A 16,157-nucleotide genomic window follows, 5' to 3' on the forward strand; every position below is an offset into this window, starting at 1 on the left:
AAGTCCGGTCGTGCACAGCGTCCTCGCTGTGTAATTGCCTGCCCACCCCGCAAAGGAGGCGACCAGGACTTTTCAAAGGAACCGCGTCCCGATCCAGAGGACCAGGGACGGGGTATTTTATAGTCTGGCGTTGACTTTTGGCACGCTGTTGAGTTCTCAAGGAACGGACGCTTCCTTTGTACTCACCCTCTCGGGCTTTCCTCCGGGCGCTTCCCTTCGGTGTTTCGTGTTTCCAACCTTACCAGATCCGTTTTCCGTTCCGTTTCCGGTTCGGATTCCATTTCCGGCCCCCTGCTGGAGCGGGGTTTGTTTCGCGCCTTCCGGCGTGTCCACTACCTTAGCGGATTTCCCTGGTGGCTCCTAATCGAGCCGATCGAAGTCATATTTCGGCACAGCGAAATAAGACCCCGTTCCGGGGGCGTCCTCAGTAGTAGTGGTTGTGCCGCCTGCCGGTCCGCGCCCATGGCGCCGTCCGTCTCAAGCGGCTCGGGCTACGTTAGGGCCTCCGCGGGCCGGAGTCAAGCACCGGTCTTCTTGCCGCGGTGGCGCGGGACATGGGCCCGGTACGGGCTGACCGTCGGCTCGCCGTCCGCCCAGAAGCGCCACGGGTGGACGGCGCCCTCTCCCCCGACCCCCGTACGCGGGCCGCTGCGCACCCGGTCGGTGTGGACGGGGTGACCGCTCAGCACCGCGAGGGGGGCGTCCGTGCCGGCGCAGATGTCGATGCCGTTGAGGCTGCGGTCGATATCGAGCGCCGTGGCCAGCCGTGCCGGGCCCTGCGCCAGCTCCTGGTCCTTGCGGGCCTTGGGGCGGCGCTTCCTGGCGAGCTCCGCACCCTTGATCACCTCACCGGCCCTCAGCAGAACACCGCTCGCCGTGCCCTCCGGACCGCAGACGAGGTTGAGGCTGAACCACATGCCGTAGATGAAGTAGACATAGGCGTGCCCGGGGGGTCCGAACATCGAGGCGTTCCGCTCGGTCCGGCCGCGGTAGGCGTGGGAGCCGGGGTCCGCCTGGCCCGCGTAGGCCTCGACTTCGGTGATGCGGAGCTCGATCGGCCCGTCGGGCGTCGAGCGGACAAGAGTGCGGCCGAGCAACTGGGGGGCGACCTCCAGTACCGGACGGTCGAAGAAGTCCCGGGCGATTGGCATACGGTCAGGCGCGGCGATCATGCCTATCGAGCGTAACGGAAGGGTCCGGCGTACGGGCTCGGGGAGGAAGAGGAAGCATGGGGTTCAAGAAACTGCTGGCGAGTCTTGGTGCCGGAGGTGCTTCGGTCGAGACGGTGCTGTTCGAGGAGAACGTCGTCCCGGGTGGAGTCGTCCAGGGCGAGGTGCGGATCCAGGGCGGCTCGGTCGCGCAGAAGATCGAGGGACTGTCGGTCGGGCTCCAGGCGCGGGTCGAGGTGGAAGGCGGCGAGGAGGAGTACAAGCAGGACATCGAGTTCACGCGCGTCCGGCTCGGCGGAGCGTTCGAGGTCCAGGCGGGTGCGGTGCACACCGTGCCGTTCGGGCTGGAGATTCCCTGGGAGACGCCGATCACCACGTTCATGGGGCGCCACCTGACCGGCATGAACGTCGGAGTGAGCACGTCCCTGGCGATCGCCCGGGCCGTCGACTCCAGCGACCTCGATCCGGTGAACGTGCACCCGATGCCGGCGCAGCAGGCCATCCTCGACGCCTTCGGTCAGCTGGGCTTCGGGTTCAAGGCCGCGGACCTGGAGCGCGGTCACATTCGCGGTACCCGGCAGCAGCTGCCGTTCTACCAGGAGATCGAGTTCCACGCGCCGGCGCAGTACCGGGGGCTGAACGAGGTCGAGCTGTCCTTCGTCGCGGACGACCGCGAGATGGACGTGGTGCTGGAGATGGACAAGAAGCCGGGGCTGTTCACCGAGGGCAGTGACACCTTCCGGTCGTTCACGGTGGATCTCCGGTCCTATGCGCAGACCGACTGGGCCGCCTATCTGAACCAGTGGCTCGCCGAGGTCGGCGGGCGCCGCAACTGGCTCTGACAGGCGGCAGCGGCTCGCGTCAGCCCAGGAGCACGGCGAGAGGCGATTCGCCGTCGGCCCAGTGGCCGACGGCGTCGCCGAGGATCTCCTCGGCCGTGCGGGCGTCGTGGGGGGCGGCCTTGCGGAAGTCCGTCCAGCCCTCGGTGAGCAGCAGGTAGCCGCGGGCCTTGCCTTCCTCCCGCCACCAGGAGAGGTCCGTGAGACAGTCGGCGAGGGCGTCCCAGTTGCGGCCGAACCACTCGGGGAAGTCCAGGTCGGTCGCGCACCGGTCGAGGAAGGCCGCCTTGTCCGTCACTCCGCCGAGACGCAGTGTGGACGCCCTCCAGTCGGCTTCGGCGGCGAGCGACATCACGCGTGCGGCGGTGTCGGTGGGGGGCAGGCGGTAGACGCCCGGGGGGACGGTGCCGAAGAAGAGTCCGGTGAGTCCGGGTGCGGGCAACGGGCCGGTCATGGTTGTACCACCGCTTCGAAGGTCTGGTAATGGTCGCCGGTGTAGTAGCGCTCGGCGTGGTCGCCGGTGATGATGCGGCGGGCGCCACGATTGCGGGCGCCGGGGGTGGGGACGGTGTACTCGCGGTAGTAGCCGCGGGCCTGCTTCGGGAGCCGGTTCTCGTAGTTGCCGAAGACGGTGCCGTCCTTCTCGTAGGGGAAGGGTCCGCCCTTGTCGATGAGTTCGAGGGTCTTGCGGGCCTCGGCCGGCAGTCGCTCCGGGGGAACGGTTCTCATGCCCTTCGCCCAGGAGGGGGCGGCGCGGCCGGTCGCCGCGGACGTCTTTCCGCTCTTGCCCGCCTTGTCACCGCCGGAGGAGCAGGCGGGCAGGAGGAGCAGGGGCAGGGCGGCCAGGAGCACGGTCAGCGTGCGCAGGGTCCGGCCGGTGGGCCTTCGTCCGAATTGTCGAAGCTGTCGAAGCACGCTTCGTATGGTCTCAGTCCCCGGCGCGGTGGCGTCGTTAGGCTGGCGGCTCCAGTGTTCCGCGCGTTTTCAGGAGGCGTCGAAGTGTCCGAGCAGAAGCGACCGCCGCTCCCCCACGATTTCCATCCTCAGGTGCCGTCGTTCACGGTGGTGAGCGACGATGTGACGCCTGGTGAGGCGCTCGGCGAAGCCCAGGTGTTCGACGGGGGGAATCTGTCGCCGCAGTTGCGCTGGGAGGGCTTCCCGGCGGACACCAAGAGCTTCGCCGTGACGTGTTTCGACCCGGACGCGCCGACGGGCAGCGGTTTCTGGCACTGGGTGCTCTTCGACATCCCGGCGTCCGTGACGGAGCTGCCGGCCGGGGCGGGCAGCGGCGGCATGAAGGGGCTGCCCGAAGGGGCCGTGCACGTGCGCAACGACTACGGGACCCGGGACTTCGGCGGCGCGGCGCCGCCGCCCGGGGACGGCCCGCACCGCTACGTGTTCACGGTGTACGCCGTGGACCAGGAGAAGCTGGGCCCGGACGAGGGGGCGTCACCGGCGGTCGTGGGCTTCAACCTGCGGTTCCACACGCTGGGGCGGGCCCAGCTGGTCGCCGAGTACGAGGTGCCGGCCGCGGGCTGACGCCCTGGAGGGTGCCGGGCGACCGGAAATTCCGTTGCGCCCCGCCGCCCCGGATCGCACAGTGGTGCATGGCTGACGGTGCCGAGTGCGGCCGTCGGGCAGTGGACACCGCAGTGGCGGGGGTGGCGGGGCGCGTCCGCGCCGGCCGTCTGCCGGAGCCCGGTTCCGCCGGGTGACCGCGTCCGCTGCCGTACGCTCCGGGCCCGTGTGTCTACGGGGGAAGGGCCCGGAGCGTTACCCCGTCCGGGGCCGTTCCCCTCCTTTTCCCCCTTTGTTGCCCGAGCCTTCTCCTGATCGTCAACTGCCTTCCGGTATACGGATATTGCGTTGTCACCCGTTGCTCCCGACGGCAGAGTTGAGCCATCTTTGCCGCCGCAGGGGCGGGGACGAGCCGGGAGGTGGGCGGGGTGCGGGAGACGCTGGTGCTCAATGCGAGCTTCGAGCCGCTGGCGACGGTGTCGCTGCGGCGGGCGGTGGTGCTGGTGTTGCAGGGCAAGGCCGTCGTCGAGCAGGCCAGGCCCGGCCGGCAGGTCAGGGCGTCGGCGGTCGAGGTGCCTGTGCCGCAGGTGATCAGGCTCTGCCGGTACGTACGGGTGCCGTTCCGAAGACGGGCGCCGTGGTCACGGCGGGGGGTGCTGGTACGGGACCAGCACCGCTGCGCGTACTGCGGACGGCGGGCGACGACGGTGGACCACGTGGTGCCGCGGGCGCACGGGGGCGCGGACAGCTGGCTGAATACGGTCGCCGCGTGCGCGGAGGACAATCACCGCAAGGCGGACCGTACGCCCGAGCAGGCGGGGATGCGGCTGCTGAGGCCGCCGTTCGAGCCGTCCCCGTCCGATGCGCTGGTGCTCGCGCTCGGTGCGTACGGCCGGGAGCCCCTGCCGGCGTGGCTGGCGCCGTCCCTGCCGGAGCCCGCTTCCGCCTGAAACGGGCCCTCCCCAGGCTCCCCGGCCTACTTCAGCAGCATCTGGACGATGGCCACGATGCCCACCACGACGATGACGCCGCGCAGCACGGTGGGGGACAGCCGCCGGCCGATCTTCGCCCCCAGCTGGCCGCCGAGGGTGGAGCCGACGGCGATGAGCAGCACGGCCGTCCAGTCGAAGTCGGCGACGAAGAGGAAGAAGAGCGCGGCCACGCCGTTGACGACGACGGCGAGGACGTTCTTCAGGGCGTTGACGCGCTGGAGGTCGTCGCGGAGGAGCAGGCCCATGAGGGAGAGGTACAGCACCCCTTGGGCCGCCCCGAAGTAGCCGCCGTACGCGCTGGAGAGCAGCAGGCCGCCGAGCAGGCCGGGCCCGCCGTCGGTGACGGCGTCGGTGGTGCCGTTGCGCTCGCGGCGGCGGGCCAGGGCCTTGGCGAGCCGGGGCTGCAGGACGACGAGGACCAGGGCGAGCCCGATGAGCACGGGCACGATCGCGTCGAACGCCTCGGAGGGGAGCGCCAGCAGCAGGATCGCGCCGGTGAGGCCGCCGATCAGGGCGGTGATGCCGAAGCGGATGATCCGGCGCCGCTGGCCGCGCAGTTCGCGGCGGTAGCCGATGGCGCCGCTGATGTTGCCGGTGACGAGGCCGAGGGTGTTGGAGACGTTGGCGGTGATCGGCGGGAGGCCGATGGCGAGGAGCACCGGGAAGGTGAAGAGGGTGCCGGAGCCGACGATGGTGTTGATGGTGCCCGCGCCGATGCCGGCGGCGAAGACCGCGAGTGCTTCCCAGATGGACAAGGCCATCTCCTTCATGGTCAGGGTGTCGCCTCCCCGCCGTGCCAGGTCGAGGGGCCGCACTGATCATGCAGGAGCGGGCGGGGTTCAGTCGATGGGGGGCTGCTCGCGGCGGGGGGATTCCTTGGCCTGCCGGGGGACGGAGTCGCCGCTGGGGCGCGGGGAGCCGAGGGGGCCGAAATTGCCGACGGCTCCGCTGAGGCCCTTGAGGGCGTCACCGATCTCGCTGGGGACGATCCAGAGCTTGTTGGCGTCGCCTTCGGCGATCTTCGGGAGCATCTGGAGGTACTGGTAGGAGAGCAGCTTCTCGTCGGCGTCGCCCGCGTGGATGGACTCGAAGACCGTGCGGATCGCCTGGGCCTCGCCCTCGGCGCGCAGTGCCGCGGCCTTGGCCTCGCCCTCGGCGCGGAGGATCGCGGACTGCTTCTCGCCCTCGGCGGTGAGGATCTGCGACTGGCGGATGCCTTCGGCGGTGAGGATGGCGGCGCGCTTGTCGCGGTCGGCGCGCATCTGCTTCTCCATCGAGTCCTGGATGGAGGTGGGCGGCTCGATCGCCTTCAGCTCGACGCGGTTGACGCGGATGCCCCACTTGCCGGTGGCCTCGTCGAGGACGCCGCGCAGGGCCGCGTTGATCTCCTCGCGGGAGGTGAGGGTCCGCTCCAGGTCCATGCCGCCGATGATGTTGCGCAGGGTGGTGACGGTGAGCTGCTCGATGGCCTGGATGAAGCTGGAGACCTCGTAGGTGGCGGCCCGGGCGTCGGTCACCTGGTAGTAGATGACGGTGTCGATGTTGACGACAAGGTTGTCCTGGGTGATCACCGGCTGCGGCGGGAACGGCACGACCTGCTCGCGGAGGTCGATGCGGTTGCGGATGGAGTCGATGAACGGGACGACGATGTTCAGGCCCGCGTTGAGGGTCCGGGTGTAGCGGCCGAAGCGCTCCACGATGGCGGCGCTGGCCTGTGGGATGACCTGAACCGTCTTCATGAGGGCGATGAAGACGAGCACCACCAGGATGATCAGGACGATGATGATCGCCATCGTGGCTCCTCGTGCCTGTTGTCGTGGATCGGGTTCTTGTTGATCGAGTTCCTGGAGTCTTTCAGAACCCGGCGCCGCTGTGCAGGGATTGGCCCCAGATGGCGGGGGTCCGCCTCGGGGTCACATCACGACGGCCGTCGCGCCGTCGATCTCGATGACGTCCACCTGCTGGCCCACGTCGAAGCTGCTGTCGGTGTCGAGGGAGCGTGCGGACCAGATCTCGCCCGCGAGCTTGATGCGGCCGCCGTTGCCGTCGACCCGCTCCAGGACGACGGCCTGCCGGCCCCTGAGCGCGTCCACGCCGCTCGCCAGCTCGGGGTGCTGGGAGCGGTGGCGGTTGGCGATCGGGCGCACGACGGCGATGAGGGCGACCGAGACGACGGCGAAGACGACGAACTGCGCCACGACGCCGCCGCCGACCGCGGAGGTGACGGCCGCGGCGACGGCTCCGGCCGCGAACATCCCGAACTCGGGCATCGCGGTGACGACCAGCGGAATTCCCAGCCCGACGGCGGCTACGAGCCACCACACCCAAGTGTCCACCTGGTCATGGTAGGCGTGGTGGCCGCCGCCGGACAGGGCGCCCGGAAGCGGTCCGGGCGCCGGGGCGCCTAGGAGAGCGGCAGGCCTGCCGCGGTCCAGCGGTCCCCCCTGCGCTCGACGACCAGGGGAAGGCCGAAGCAGTGCGAGAGGTTGCGGGAGGTGAGCTCCAGCTCGACGGGGCCCGCCGCGAGCACCTTGCCCTGACGGATCATCAGGACGTGGGTGAAGCCCGGGGGGATCTCCTCGACGTGGTGGGTGACCATGACCATCGAGGGGGCCAGCGGGTCGCGGGCGAGGCGGCCCAGGCGGCGGACGAGGTCCTCGCGGCCGCCGAGGTCCAGGCCGGCCGCCGGCTCGTCGAGCAGCAGCAGCTCCGGGTCGGTCATCATCGCGCGGGCGATGAGGGTGCGCTTGCGCTCGCCCTCGGAGAGGGTGCCGAACTTTCGGTCCAGGTACTCGGTCATGCCGAGGACGTCGAGGAACGCGCGGGCGCGCTGCTCGTCGACCTCCTCGTAGTCCTCGTGCCAGGTGGCCGTCATGCCGTAGGCGGCGGTCAGGACCGTCTGCAGGACGGTCTGGCTGCGCGGCAGCTTGTCGGCGAGGGCGATGCCCGCCATGCCGATCCGGGGGCGCAGCTCGAAGACGTCGACCGCGCCGAGCTTCTCGCCCAGGACCCGGACGCCTCCCTTGGTCGGGAAGAGGTAGCTGGAGGCGACATTCAGGAGGGTGGTCTTGCCGGCACCGTTGGGGCCGAGGATGACCCAGCGCTCCCCCTCCTTGACCGACCAGGAGACCTGGTCCACCAGAGCCCGGCCCTCGCGGACCACGGATACGTCCACCAGTTCCAGCACTTCGCTCATGAGCGCGTTGTCTCCCATTGCAGTCTCGTCGCTTTGCGGTCTCGTCGTCGCTTGCGCCTGAAGGCGAAGCCCCCTAGGGAAAACCTACGCCACCGGTTGTGGGTGCCAGTCCTTAGGCTGGGGCCATGCTGGATGAACACCGCTCAGGACGGCTCACGGCGTGGGGAAATGCCCTCATTGCCGGTTTTGTTTCACCCGATGACGCCGCACACCGCATCACGGACGACGACGCGGTGCACCGCGTCACCGGCCTCCCCGGCGAGCCGGGACCGGTCGGCCTCACCCTGGCGCTCGGGCGGCTGCGCGCGCTCGGGGCGACGGGGCTGCGCCTCGCGCTGCCGGTTCCCGGACATCCGCTGGGGCTGAGCGGGCCGCCGGAGTTCAACGCCCGCGCGCTGGAGGCCGGGGAGGCCGTCGTCGCCTCGGGGGCGGCGCTCGGGCTGGTGCCGGAGGTCCACGAGGCCGGGCCCGAGGGCGATGTGCACGTGGAGGTCCTCTGGCACTGCCTGCCCGTCCGGGACGCGCCGCCGGCCGACGTGCCCTCGCTCGGGGAGGCCGAGCGGGAGCTCGCGGAGGCCCTGCGGGAGGCGACCGAGGTCCTCACCCGGCTCGACGTGGCCGGCTCCGGGCCGGTGGCCCAGGCCGCGCTGGAGGCGTACCGGGCCCGGGCCGAGAGCGGGCGCGAGGTGCTCGCCCCGGGCTATCCGCCGCGTGCGGTGCGGGTGCTGGAGCTGGCCCAGCGGGTGGGGGCGCTGATCGCGATCGCGTACGAGCCGGGGGACGGCGCCGGCCGGGAGCACGGCGGCGCGGTGAGCGCGTCGGAGATGGCGGCCCGGTCCCAGGCGCTGCGGCCCGTGGAGCGGACGGCCCGGCGCGCGCAGGTCGCCGCGTACAACGCGATGGTCGAGGAGCGGGAGCGCAGGCGCTGACGCTCGGCGCACAGCGCGAGCGGGCCCCGGGGACCTCTTCGGTCCGCGGGGCCCGCCGGGTTTCGCCGGTGTGCGCGAGCGTCAGGCGTTGACGCAGGTGTTGCCGAAGGTGGGGTTGAGCAGCGCGATGATGTCGATCGTGTTGCCGCAGACGTTCAGCGGGATCTGGATCGGGACCTGGATCACGTTGCCGGAGACGATGCCCGGCGAGCCCTTGGCGACGCCGTGGGCGAGGGCACCGTGGTCGCCGTCGGCGACGGCGGCGCTGGCGGAGGCGCCGACGGCCAGGCCGGACACGGCCAGGGCGATGGCGGCCTTCTTGGCACTGTTCATGAGGGTCTTCCTTCTGCTGATGTCCTTGACGGCCCCAGCCGCGGGGTCGCGTAGTGATGAACGCCAGCGCACCGCCGATGGCACGGCCATCGGCGGTTTTTGCCCTCTTTCGGGCGATTGCTCACCGCCGACTGCCCGGCCCCGTGGTGTCGGAGCCGGGTAGTCGGGGCGCGCCGAACCTACTTGTTGACGCAGTCGTTGCCGAAGGCCGGGTTGAACAGACCGACCACGCTGATGGTGTTGCCGCACAGGTTGACCGGAACCTTGACGGGCACCTGAACGACGTTGCCCGAGGCGATGCCCGGGGAGTTCTGCGCGTTGGCGTCGGCCTGGGCGTGGGCGGAGGCCGCACCGGCGCCGGCGAGGGCGAGACCGCTGACGGCGATCGTGACGGCAGCGGCCTTCTTCATGCTCTTCACTCTTTTATGACCTTCCTGGAACGTTGCCACGGCCAGCCGCCGCGGTACGCCCTGGAAAACGGATCACTGACGGTCAGGTTGCGGGGCCAGGTCGACCACTACACGACCGTATGAATCCCTGATCTGAAGATGACATTCCGGTATGACCGCGATCATGCTCCGATCCCATGTCGGACGGCCCACAGGGCCGCCTGGGTCCGGTCGGCGAGGTCCAGCTTCATCAGGATGTTCGAGACGTGGGTCTTGACAGTCTTCTCGGACAGGACGAGGGCGCGGGCGATCTCCCGGTTGGACCGCCCGTCCGCGATGAGGGCGAGCACCTCCCGCTCCCGGTCGGTGAGGCCGTTGCCCCGGCCCTGGCCGCCTCCGGCCTCCTCCTGCGACAGCAGGACACCGGCCACCTCGGGCTGGAGGAGGACGTGCCCGGCGTGCACGGACCTGATCGCTCCGGCCAGGGCCTCGGGGTCCACGTCCTTGTAGACATAGCCCGCCGCGCCGGCGCGCAGGGCGGGGATCACGGTGCGCTGCTCGGTGAAGCTGGTGACGACCAGGACCCGGGCGGGGTTGCCGAGCTCGCGGAGCTTGCGCAGCGCCTCGATGCCGTCCATGCCGGGCATCTTCACGTCCATGAGGACGACGTCCGGGCGCAGCTCCTCGGCCCGCTCGACGCCCCCGGCGCCGTCCGCGGCCTCCCCCACCACCTCGATGTCGTCCTGGACCTCCAGGAAGGTGCGCAGCCCCCTGCGGACCACCTGGTGGTCGTCCACGAGCACGACCTTGATCACTCGGTCAGCCACCGGGCACCTCCATCACGACCGCCGTACCCATCCCGGGCGCGGAGTTAACGGTCAGGCTTCCCCCGACGCCGCTCGCCCGGTCCCGCATCGACACGAGCCCGAGGTGACGGCCCGCCCGGCGGACGACGTCGGGCTCGAACCCGCACCCGTCGTCGGCGACCCGCAGGGCGGCCCCCTGGCCCGCGCGGGTGAGGGTGACGGCCACGTGCCCGGCCCCGGAGTGGCGCAGGGCGTTGTGCAGGGACTCCTGGGCCACCCGCAGCAGCGCCTCCTCCTGGGCGGCGGGGAGCGCCCGTACGCCCTGGGAGGCGAACGTGACCCGCGCGGTGTGAGCACGGTCCAGGACCTGGATCTGGGTGCGCAGGGTAGCCACGAGGCCGTCCTCGTCGAGACCGGCGGGGCGCAGCTCCACGACGGCGGCGCGCAGCTCGTCGGCGGCCTCGGCGGCGAGCCGGGCCACCTCGTGCAGCTCCTCCTTGGCGCGGGCGGGGTCGCGGTCGACGAGGGCGGTGGCCGCTTGGGCGGTCAGCCGCAGGGAGAACAGCTTCTGCGCCACCGCGTCGTGCAGCTCGTGGGCGAGGCGGGCGCGCTCCCCCGCGATGGTCAGCTCACGGCTGCGCTCGTAGAGGCGGGCGTTGGTGAGGGCTATGGCCGCGTGCTGGGCCAGGACGCGCAGGAGATCCTCGTCCTCGGCGGTGAAGCCGCAGCCTTCCCCTATATATGTCGCCACATGAGGGCATGCGTCGCTTTTGCTCCGCCTCTCGGCGTCTTCCTCACCCTCGGCACCTTCCTCGCCCTCGGCGCCCCGGCGTTTCTTGTTCGCCAGGAACAGGGCGCCGAGGATCTCCTCCCCGTCGGCGACCGGCATGCCGATGAAGTCGGACATGTCCGGGTGGGCGTCGGGCCACCCTTCGAAGCGGGGGTCCTTCCGGACGTCGGCGAGGCGCTGAGGGGTGGCGTCCTGGATCATCGCGGCGAGGATGCCGTGCTGGCGGGGCAGCGGTCCGATGGCCTTCCACTGCTCGTCGCTGACGCCGTCGACGACGAACTGGGCGAACCCCCCGTGGTCGTCGGGGACGCCGAGGGCCGCGTACTCGGCGTCCAGCAGCTCCCGGGCGGAGACGACGATCGTATGGAGGACGTCGCGCACCTGCAGGTGTCTGCTCATCGCGAGGAGCGCGGTGCTCACGGCGGTCAGGCCGGAGCGGGGGCCGTTGGTCATGGCCTCACGGTACCGAGGGGGATCGCGTGACGTATCGGGCCGTCGGCGGCACCGGCCTGGACCCCGGGGCCTAGGTCGAAGGGCCCTGCCCGGCCGGCCGGATTGCGGAAACCGCCCCTCGCGGCGCGCGCCCGGGGCCAGACTCGAACCATGTCTATACCAACGACACAGTGGACACCGACCCACGGCGACCCCTACCGGCCGGTTCCCTACCGCCCCGAGCGGATGCCCGCCGCCGAGTCCCTCGCCCGCGCCGCCGAGCTGCGGGAGCGGATGGACCGGCGCAGGACGGTCCGGCAGTTCTCGGCCGACCCCGTGCCGGAGCAGGTGGTGCGGGACGCGATCGCGTGCGCGGCCACCGCTCCGTCCGGGGCGCACCAGCAGCCGTGGACGTTCGTCCTGGTGAAGGACCCCGAGGCGCGGCGGCGGATCCGCCGGGCCGCGGAGGAAGAGGAGCGGATCTCCTACGAGGGCCGGCTGAGCGAGGAGTGGCTCGCCGCGCTGCGGCCGCTGGGCACGGACGAGGTGAAGCCGCACCTGACGGACGCGCCGGCCCTGATCGTGGTCTTCCAGCAGCGGTACTGGCTGGGCGAGGACGGCGACAAGCGCAAGCACTACTACGTGGACGAATCCGTCGGCATCGCGGTGGGGATGCTGCTCTCGGCGCTGCACCTGTCGGGGCTGGCGGCGCTGGTGCACACGCCCAGCCCGATGCGGTTCCTGTCCGAGGTGCTGGGGCGGCCGGCGAACGAGAAGGCGTTCGCGGTGATCCCGGTGGGCTACCCGGCGGCGGACTGCACGGTGCCGGACCTCGTCCGCAAGAGCCTGGACCAGGTGCTGAAGGAGGTCTGACGCGCCCGCCGCGGGCCGGGCCCGGGATTCCGGCCGGGCCCGGCCGGGCGCCGGTGCAAACGATCACATACGCAAAGCACCCTGGCGCTCACATCGGGTGAACCGGCATGCTCCCCGGTGTGAGCCCGGGCATAGGACCCAGATCACCTACGACCCGGCCTAGTGGACGCATAAGGCCGTCGTAAGCGGGTAGCAGCCGCCTTCTCCATCGCCTTCGCCCGCCCCGCGCACCCCCCTCCGCAACGAAGCGGGATAGTACGTCACTGCTTTGCCACAGAATTTTGCAGCCGCTAACAATTGCCCAGCCGCACGGCGCCGTCGATCGAGACGCGGCGCTTCCCCCGCGCCGATCCGGCCAGTGCGACCCACGCGATTGGAAGAGGTTCAGCTCAGCATGCGCTCCCCCATCTCCGGCTATAGCCGTCTGTCCAAGGTCCACAAGTTCTCCGCCGCGGGCATCGCCGCCGCGGGCATCGCCGCCCTGACGCTCGCCGCCGTCCCCGGTGGCTCGGCCGACGCCGAGACCCAGTCCATCGGCGTCAAGCCGGTCGCGTGGAGCGCCCACTCCTTCGGCGGCCAGGAGCAGCAGGAGCAGCTCGGCAAGCAGTCGGACAACGCCGCGAAGCTGGCGAAGACCGAGGCCGAGGCCAAGAAGAAGGCCGACGCCGAGGCGAAGGCCAAGGCGGACAAGGAGCGCGCGGAGAAGCAGGCCGCGAGCCGTTCCGAGGAGCGCAAGCCGGTCCAGGCCGCGCCCGCCCCGAAGACCTACGCCAACAACCTGGACGGCTGGATCCGCGAGGCCCTGGACGTCATGAAGGCCAAGGGCATCCCCGGCTCCTACGAGGGCATCAAGCGCAACATCATGCGCGAGTCGACCGGCAACCCCCGGGCGATCAACAACTGGGACATCAACGCCATCAACGGCGTCCCCTCCAAGGGCCTGCTCCAGGTGATCGACCCGACCTTCAAGGCGTACCACGTCGAAGGCACCTCCTGGGACATCTACGACCCGGTCGCCAACATCACCGCGGCCTGCAACTACGCGGCCGACAAGTACGGCTCGATGGACAACGTCAACTCCGCCTACTAAGAGGCCGAGCGGACCCGCGCATGCGCCGAAGGGCGGCACCCGATCCGGGTGCCGCCCTTCGGCGTGTGTGCGAGCGGGGTGCTACTTGCGCATGACCTCGGGCTCGTGGCGGCGCAGCAGGCGGGCGACGACGAAGCCGCAGAGCACGCCGATGCCGAGCAGGACGCCCATGTCGACGAACCACTGGGTCGCGGTGTGCTCCCACAGCGGGTCCGGGCCGGCGCCCGGCCACGGCATGAGGACATTGAGGTTCGCGGTGGCACCGGCGGCGCCGATCGCCCAGCGGGAGGGCATCAGCCAGGCGACCTGCTCCACGCCGATCTTGTCGAAGATCTGGAAGAGCACGCCGGTGAAGACGACCTGGACGATCGCGAACATCACCAGCAGCGGCATCGTCTTCTCGGCGGTCTTGACCAGCGAGGAGATGATCAGGCCGAACATCATCGAGGTGAAGCCGAGGGCCATGATCACCAGGGCCATCTCGGCCGCCGGCAGGTGGGTGAGGACGACGCCCTCCTCGGGCATCTTCTCGCCGCGGACGCCGAAGCCGATGGCGCTGATGAGCGCGCCCTGGAAGGCCGTGATGACGCCGAGGACGACGACCTTCGACATCAGGTACGCCGAGCGGGACAGGCCGGTCGCCCGCTCCCGTTCGTAGATCACCCGTTCCTTGATCAGCTCGCGGACGGAGTTGGCCGCTCCGGCAAAACAGGCGCCGACCGCGAGGATCAGCAGGATGGTGCCGGCGTCGCGGTTCTGGAAGGCGGACTTCGCGGGGCCGGGGCCGAGGCCGGAGTCGGCCGGGATGACCGTGCTCACCGCGCCGAGCACGGCGGGCAGGATCACCATCAGGGCCAGGAAGCCGCGGTCGGAGGCGATCACCGAGACATAGCGGCGGATCAGCGTCCACAGCTGGGAGCCCCAGCTCTGCGCCTTGGGCGGCTGGACCATCTGCGGCTGGACGTGTACGGACTGCGGGGCGACGGCGTCGATGTCCGCGGCGTACATCTGGTAGTGCTGCGAGCCGCGCCAGCGGCCCGACCAGTCGTAGTCGCGGTAGTTCTCGAAGGCCGAGAAGACATCGGCCCACGTCTCGTAGCCGAAGAAGTTCAGCGCTTCCTCGGGCGGGCCGAAGTAGGCGACCGAACCGCCGGGCGCCATCACCAGCAGCTTGTCGCAGATGGCCAGCTCGGCGACGGAGTGGGTGACCACCAGGACCGTGCGGCCGTCGTCGGCCAGGCCGCGCAGCAGCTGCATGACGTCGCGGTCCATGCCCGGGTCGAGGCCCGAGGTGGGCTCGTCCAGGAAGATCAGCGACGGCTTGGTGAGCAGCTCCAGGGCGACGGAGACGCGCTTGCGCTGGCCTCCGGAGAGGGAGGTGACCTTTTTGTCCGCGTGGATGTCGAGCTTGAGCTCGCCCAGGACCTCGCCTATCCGGGCCTCGCGCTCGGAGGCCGCGGTGTCGCCGGGGAAGCGGAGCTTCGCGGCGTAGCGCAGGGCCTTCCGGACGGTGAGCTCCTTGTGCAGGATGTCGTCCTGCGGGACCAGGCCGATGCGCTGGCGCAGCTCGGCGAACTGCTTGTAGAGGTTGCGGTTGTCGTAGAGGACGTCGCCCTCGTTGGCGGGGCGGTAGCCGGTGAGCGCCTTGAGCAGGGTGGACTTGCCGGAGCCGGACGGGCCGATGACCGCGATCAGCGACTTCTCGGGGACGCCGAAGGAGACGTCCTTGAGGATCTGCTTGCCGCCGTCGACGGTGACGGTGAGGTGGCGGGCGGAGAAGGAGACGTCGCCGGTGTCGACGAACTCCTCCAGCCGGTCGCCGACCAGGCGGAAGGTGGAGTGACCGACGCCGACGATGTCGTGGGGGCCGATGATCTGCTGGCGGACCGGCTGACCGTTGACATAGGTGCCGTTGTGGCTGCCGAGGTCGACGATCTCGAAGCGGCCGTCGCTGGTGGCCCGGAACTCGGCGTGGTGGCGGGAGACCTGGAGGTCGGAGACGACCAGCTCGTTCTCCAGGGCACGGCCGATGCGCATCACGCGGCCCACGGCCATCTGGTGGAAGCTCGTGGGGCTGCGGTCGCCGTAGACCGGGGGGGCGGCCGGGGTGCCGCCGGGTGCGGAACCACCGCCGTGCGCCGGGGGCTGCTGCCCGGACGGGGGGTGCTGGGGGTTCTGCTGAGGGACGTGCGCCTGCGGGTGGTGGCCCGGGTGCTGGGCCTGCTGCTGGTGCGCCTGCTGCTGCCAGGCGTCCGGCTGCTGGTACGGGGGCTGCTGCGCCTGGTGCGGCCAGCCTGCCCCGGGGTGCTGCTGGTACTGCGGCGGCTGGTGCACCGGAGCCTGGTGGGGCGCCTGCTGCTGCGGTGCGGCCATCGCGGTCTGTGCGCTGTAGAGGTCCGCGGCCGGCGGAGCCAGGCCGGCCCCCGGGCCGGCACCCTGACCAGCGGCGAGATTCAGCCGCGGGCCGTCCGTCGCGTTGCCCAGATGCACGGCCGAGCCGGGGCCGATCTCCATCTGATGGATCCGCTGACCCTGCACATAGGTGCCGTTGGTACTGCCGTGATCCTCGATGATCCAGCTGCGTCCGCCCCACCGCACCGTGGCGTGCCGCCACGAGACACGGGCGTCCTGCAGCACCATGTCACCCTGCGGATCACGCCCCAGGGTGTAGGACCTGGACGGATCGAGCGTCCAGGTCTGTCCATTCAATTCCAGTACGAGTTCCGGCACTCCATGCCCCACTACTTGTCCCCCGATGAGCCCCCTGCACGGGGAGTCTAGGGATGGCGAACATCGGGAGG

Annotated in this window: 18 protein-coding genes; 6 read left to right on the forward strand and 12 right to left on the reverse strand. The window is 70.6% G+C overall.

The genetic code is table 11. The annotated features are described in order from the left end of the window. Positions 1–518: 518 nt before the first annotated feature. Complete coding sequence (locus ABZ951_RS17490; RefSeq protein ID WP_344096979.1) at positions 519–1,172, reverse strand: DNA-3-methyladenine glycosylase; 654 nt, start codon at positions 1,170–1,172, stop codon at positions 519–521. A gap of 56 nt (positions 1,173–1,228) precedes the next feature. Between ABZ951_RS17490 and ABZ951_RS17495 the strand changes: the two genes are divergently transcribed. Continuing rightward, complete coding sequence (locus ABZ951_RS17495) at positions 1,229–2,011, forward strand: sporulation protein (protein ID WP_344096981.1); 783 nt, start codon at positions 1,229–1,231, stop codon at positions 2,009–2,011. Positions 2,012–2,030: 19 nt separating this feature from the next. Here ABZ951_RS17495 and ABZ951_RS17500 read toward each other — a convergent pair whose 3' ends face one another. Continuing rightward, positions 2,031–2,462, reverse strand: a complete 432-nt coding sequence (locus ABZ951_RS17500) for a barstar family protein (protein WP_344096983.1) — start codon at positions 2,460–2,462, stop codon at positions 2,031–2,033. Further along, complete coding sequence (locus ABZ951_RS17505; RefSeq protein WP_344096986.1) at positions 2,459–2,923, reverse strand: ribonuclease domain-containing protein; 465 nt, start codon at positions 2,921–2,923, stop codon at positions 2,459–2,461. Before ABZ951_RS17505 ends, ABZ951_RS17500 begins: the two co-directional genes overlap by 4 nt. An 84-nt stretch (positions 2,924–3,007) precedes the next feature. Here ABZ951_RS17505 and ABZ951_RS17510 point away from each other — a divergent pair, with 84 nt between their 5' ends. Together ABZ951_RS17510 and ABZ951_RS17515 are read left to right on the forward strand one after the other, a co-directional pair. After that, on the forward strand, positions 3,008–3,547 hold the full coding sequence (locus ABZ951_RS17510; protein ID WP_344096988.1) for a YbhB/YbcL family Raf kinase inhibitor-like protein: 540 nt from the start codon (positions 3,008–3,010) through the stop codon (positions 3,545–3,547). Between the two features lie 407 nt (positions 3,548–3,954). After that, positions 3,955–4,476 (forward strand): HNH endonuclease, encoded by a 522-nt coding sequence (locus ABZ951_RS17515; RefSeq protein ID WP_344096990.1) that lies wholly within the window; start codon positions 3,955–3,957, stop codon positions 4,474–4,476. A 26-nt stretch (positions 4,477–4,502) separates the two neighbouring features. On the opposite strand, the gene ABZ951_RS17520 is transcribed toward ABZ951_RS17515, so the two are convergent. From ABZ951_RS17520 to ABZ951_RS17535, 4 genes are all read right to left on the reverse strand, one after another. Further along, positions 4,503–5,279 (reverse strand): sulfite exporter TauE/SafE family protein, encoded by a 777-nt coding sequence (locus ABZ951_RS17520; protein WP_344096993.1) that lies wholly within the window; start codon positions 5,277–5,279, stop codon positions 4,503–4,505. Between the two features lie 78 nt (positions 5,280–5,357). Then, positions 5,358–6,311, reverse strand: a complete 954-nt coding sequence (locus tag ABZ951_RS17525; protein WP_344096995.1) for an SPFH domain-containing protein — start codon at positions 6,309–6,311, stop codon at positions 5,358–5,360. Positions 6,312–6,431: 120 nt separating this feature from the next. Continuing rightward, on the reverse strand, positions 6,432–6,854 hold the full coding sequence (locus ABZ951_RS17530) for an NfeD family protein (protein ID WP_344096997.1): 423 nt from the start codon (positions 6,852–6,854) through the stop codon (positions 6,432–6,434). A 68-nt stretch (positions 6,855–6,922) separates the two neighbouring features. Next, positions 6,923–7,714, reverse strand: coding sequence for an ABC transporter ATP-binding protein (locus ABZ951_RS17535; RefSeq protein WP_344096999.1), 792 nt, complete (start codon positions 7,712–7,714; stop codon positions 6,923–6,925). A gap of 125 nt (positions 7,715–7,839) precedes the next feature. Here ABZ951_RS17535 and ABZ951_RS17540 point away from each other — a divergent pair, with 125 nt between their 5' ends. Further along, positions 7,840–8,643 carry a hypothetical protein gene (locus ABZ951_RS17540; protein ID WP_344097001.1) on the forward strand — a complete coding sequence of 268 codons (804 nt, stop codon included), beginning with the start codon at positions 7,840–7,842 and terminating at the stop codon, positions 8,641–8,643. Positions 8,644–8,724: 81 nt separating this feature from the next. Here the strand turns inward: ABZ951_RS17540 and ABZ951_RS17545 are convergent, their stop codons facing one another. The 4 genes from ABZ951_RS17545 to ABZ951_RS17560 form a co-directional block, all read right to left on the reverse strand. Continuing rightward, positions 8,725–8,976: a chaplin gene (locus ABZ951_RS17545; RefSeq protein WP_344097003.1), complete on the reverse strand. Its 252-nt coding sequence runs from the start codon at positions 8,974–8,976 to the stop codon at positions 8,725–8,727. A gap of 179 nt (positions 8,977–9,155) precedes the next feature. Further along, positions 9,156–9,395, reverse strand: coding sequence for a chaplin (locus tag ABZ951_RS17550; RefSeq protein ID WP_344097005.1), 240 nt, complete (start codon positions 9,393–9,395; stop codon positions 9,156–9,158). A 152-nt stretch (positions 9,396–9,547) separates the two neighbouring features. Then, a complete protein-coding gene (locus ABZ951_RS17555; protein WP_344097007.1) occupies positions 9,548–10,192 on the reverse strand; it encodes a response regulator transcription factor in 645 nt (214 codons plus the stop codon). Then, positions 10,185–11,414, reverse strand: coding sequence for a GAF domain-containing sensor histidine kinase (locus ABZ951_RS17560; protein ID WP_344097009.1), 1,230 nt, complete (start codon positions 11,412–11,414; stop codon positions 10,185–10,187). Before ABZ951_RS17560 ends, ABZ951_RS17555 begins: the two co-directional genes overlap by 8 nt. 150 nt (positions 11,415–11,564) lie before the next feature. Here ABZ951_RS17560 and ABZ951_RS17565 point away from each other — a divergent pair, with 150 nt between their 5' ends. Beyond that, positions 11,565–12,266 (forward strand): nitroreductase family protein, encoded by a 702-nt coding sequence (locus ABZ951_RS17565; protein WP_344097011.1) that lies wholly within the window; start codon positions 11,565–11,567, stop codon positions 12,264–12,266. A gap of 394 nt (positions 12,267–12,660) precedes the next feature. Further along, positions 12,661–13,356, forward strand: a complete 696-nt coding sequence (locus ABZ951_RS17570; RefSeq protein ID WP_344097013.1) for a transglycosylase SLT domain-containing protein — start codon at positions 12,661–12,663, stop codon at positions 13,354–13,356. An 81-nt stretch (positions 13,357–13,437) separates the two neighbouring features. On the opposite strand, the gene ABZ951_RS17575 is transcribed toward ABZ951_RS17570, so the two are convergent. Further along, a complete protein-coding gene (locus ABZ951_RS17575; protein WP_344097016.1) occupies positions 13,438–16,086 on the reverse strand; it encodes an FHA domain-containing protein in 2,649 nt (882 codons plus the stop codon). Positions 16,087–16,157 lie beyond the last annotated feature (71 nt).

It is taken from the genome of Streptomyces sp. NPDC046215 (assembly GCF_040646215.1).
Classification (GTDB): Bacteria; Actinomycetota; Actinomycetes; order Streptomycetales; family Streptomycetaceae; genus Streptomyces; species Streptomyces stramineus.

Bases quoted from the DNA above. Each gene is read 5' to 3' on its own strand.
- ABZ951_RS17500 (WP_344096983.1), bottom strand. From the start codon at position 2,462: ATGACCGGCCCGTTGCCCGCACCCGGACTCACCGGACTCTTCTTCGGC.
- ABZ951_RS17525 (WP_344096995.1), bottom strand. From the start codon at position 6,311: ATGGCGATCATCATCGTCCTGATCATCCTGGTGGTGCTCGTCTTCATC.
- ABZ951_RS17540 (WP_344097001.1), top strand. From the start codon at position 7,840: ATGCTGGATGAACACCGCTCAGGACGGCTCACGGCGTGGGGAAATGCC.
- ABZ951_RS17570 (WP_344097013.1), top strand. From the start codon at position 12,661: ATGCGCTCCCCCATCTCCGGCTATAGCCGTCTGTCCAAGGTCCACAAG.
- ABZ951_RS17495 (WP_344096981.1), top strand. From the start codon at position 1,229: ATGGGGTTCAAGAAACTGCTGGCGAGTCTTGGTGCCGGAGGTGCTTCG.
- ABZ951_RS17560 (WP_344097009.1), bottom strand. From the start codon at position 11,414: ATGACCAACGGCCCCCGCTCCGGCCTGACCGCCGTGAGCACCGCGCTC.
- ABZ951_RS17565 (WP_344097011.1), top strand. From the start codon at position 11,565: ATGTCTATACCAACGACACAGTGGACACCGACCCACGGCGACCCCTAC.
- ABZ951_RS17545 (WP_344097003.1), bottom strand. From the start codon at position 8,976: ATGAACAGTGCCAAGAAGGCCGCCATCGCCCTGGCCGTGTCCGGCCTG.
- ABZ951_RS17520 (WP_344096993.1), bottom strand. From the start codon at position 5,279: ATGGCCTTGTCCATCTGGGAAGCACTCGCGGTCTTCGCCGCCGGCATC.
- ABZ951_RS17490 (WP_344096979.1), bottom strand. From the start codon at position 1,172: ATGATCGCCGCGCCTGACCGTATGCCAATCGCCCGGGACTTCTTCGAC.
- ABZ951_RS17535 (WP_344096999.1), bottom strand. From the start codon at position 7,714: ATGAGCGAAGTGCTGGAACTGGTGGACGTATCCGTGGTCCGCGAGGGC.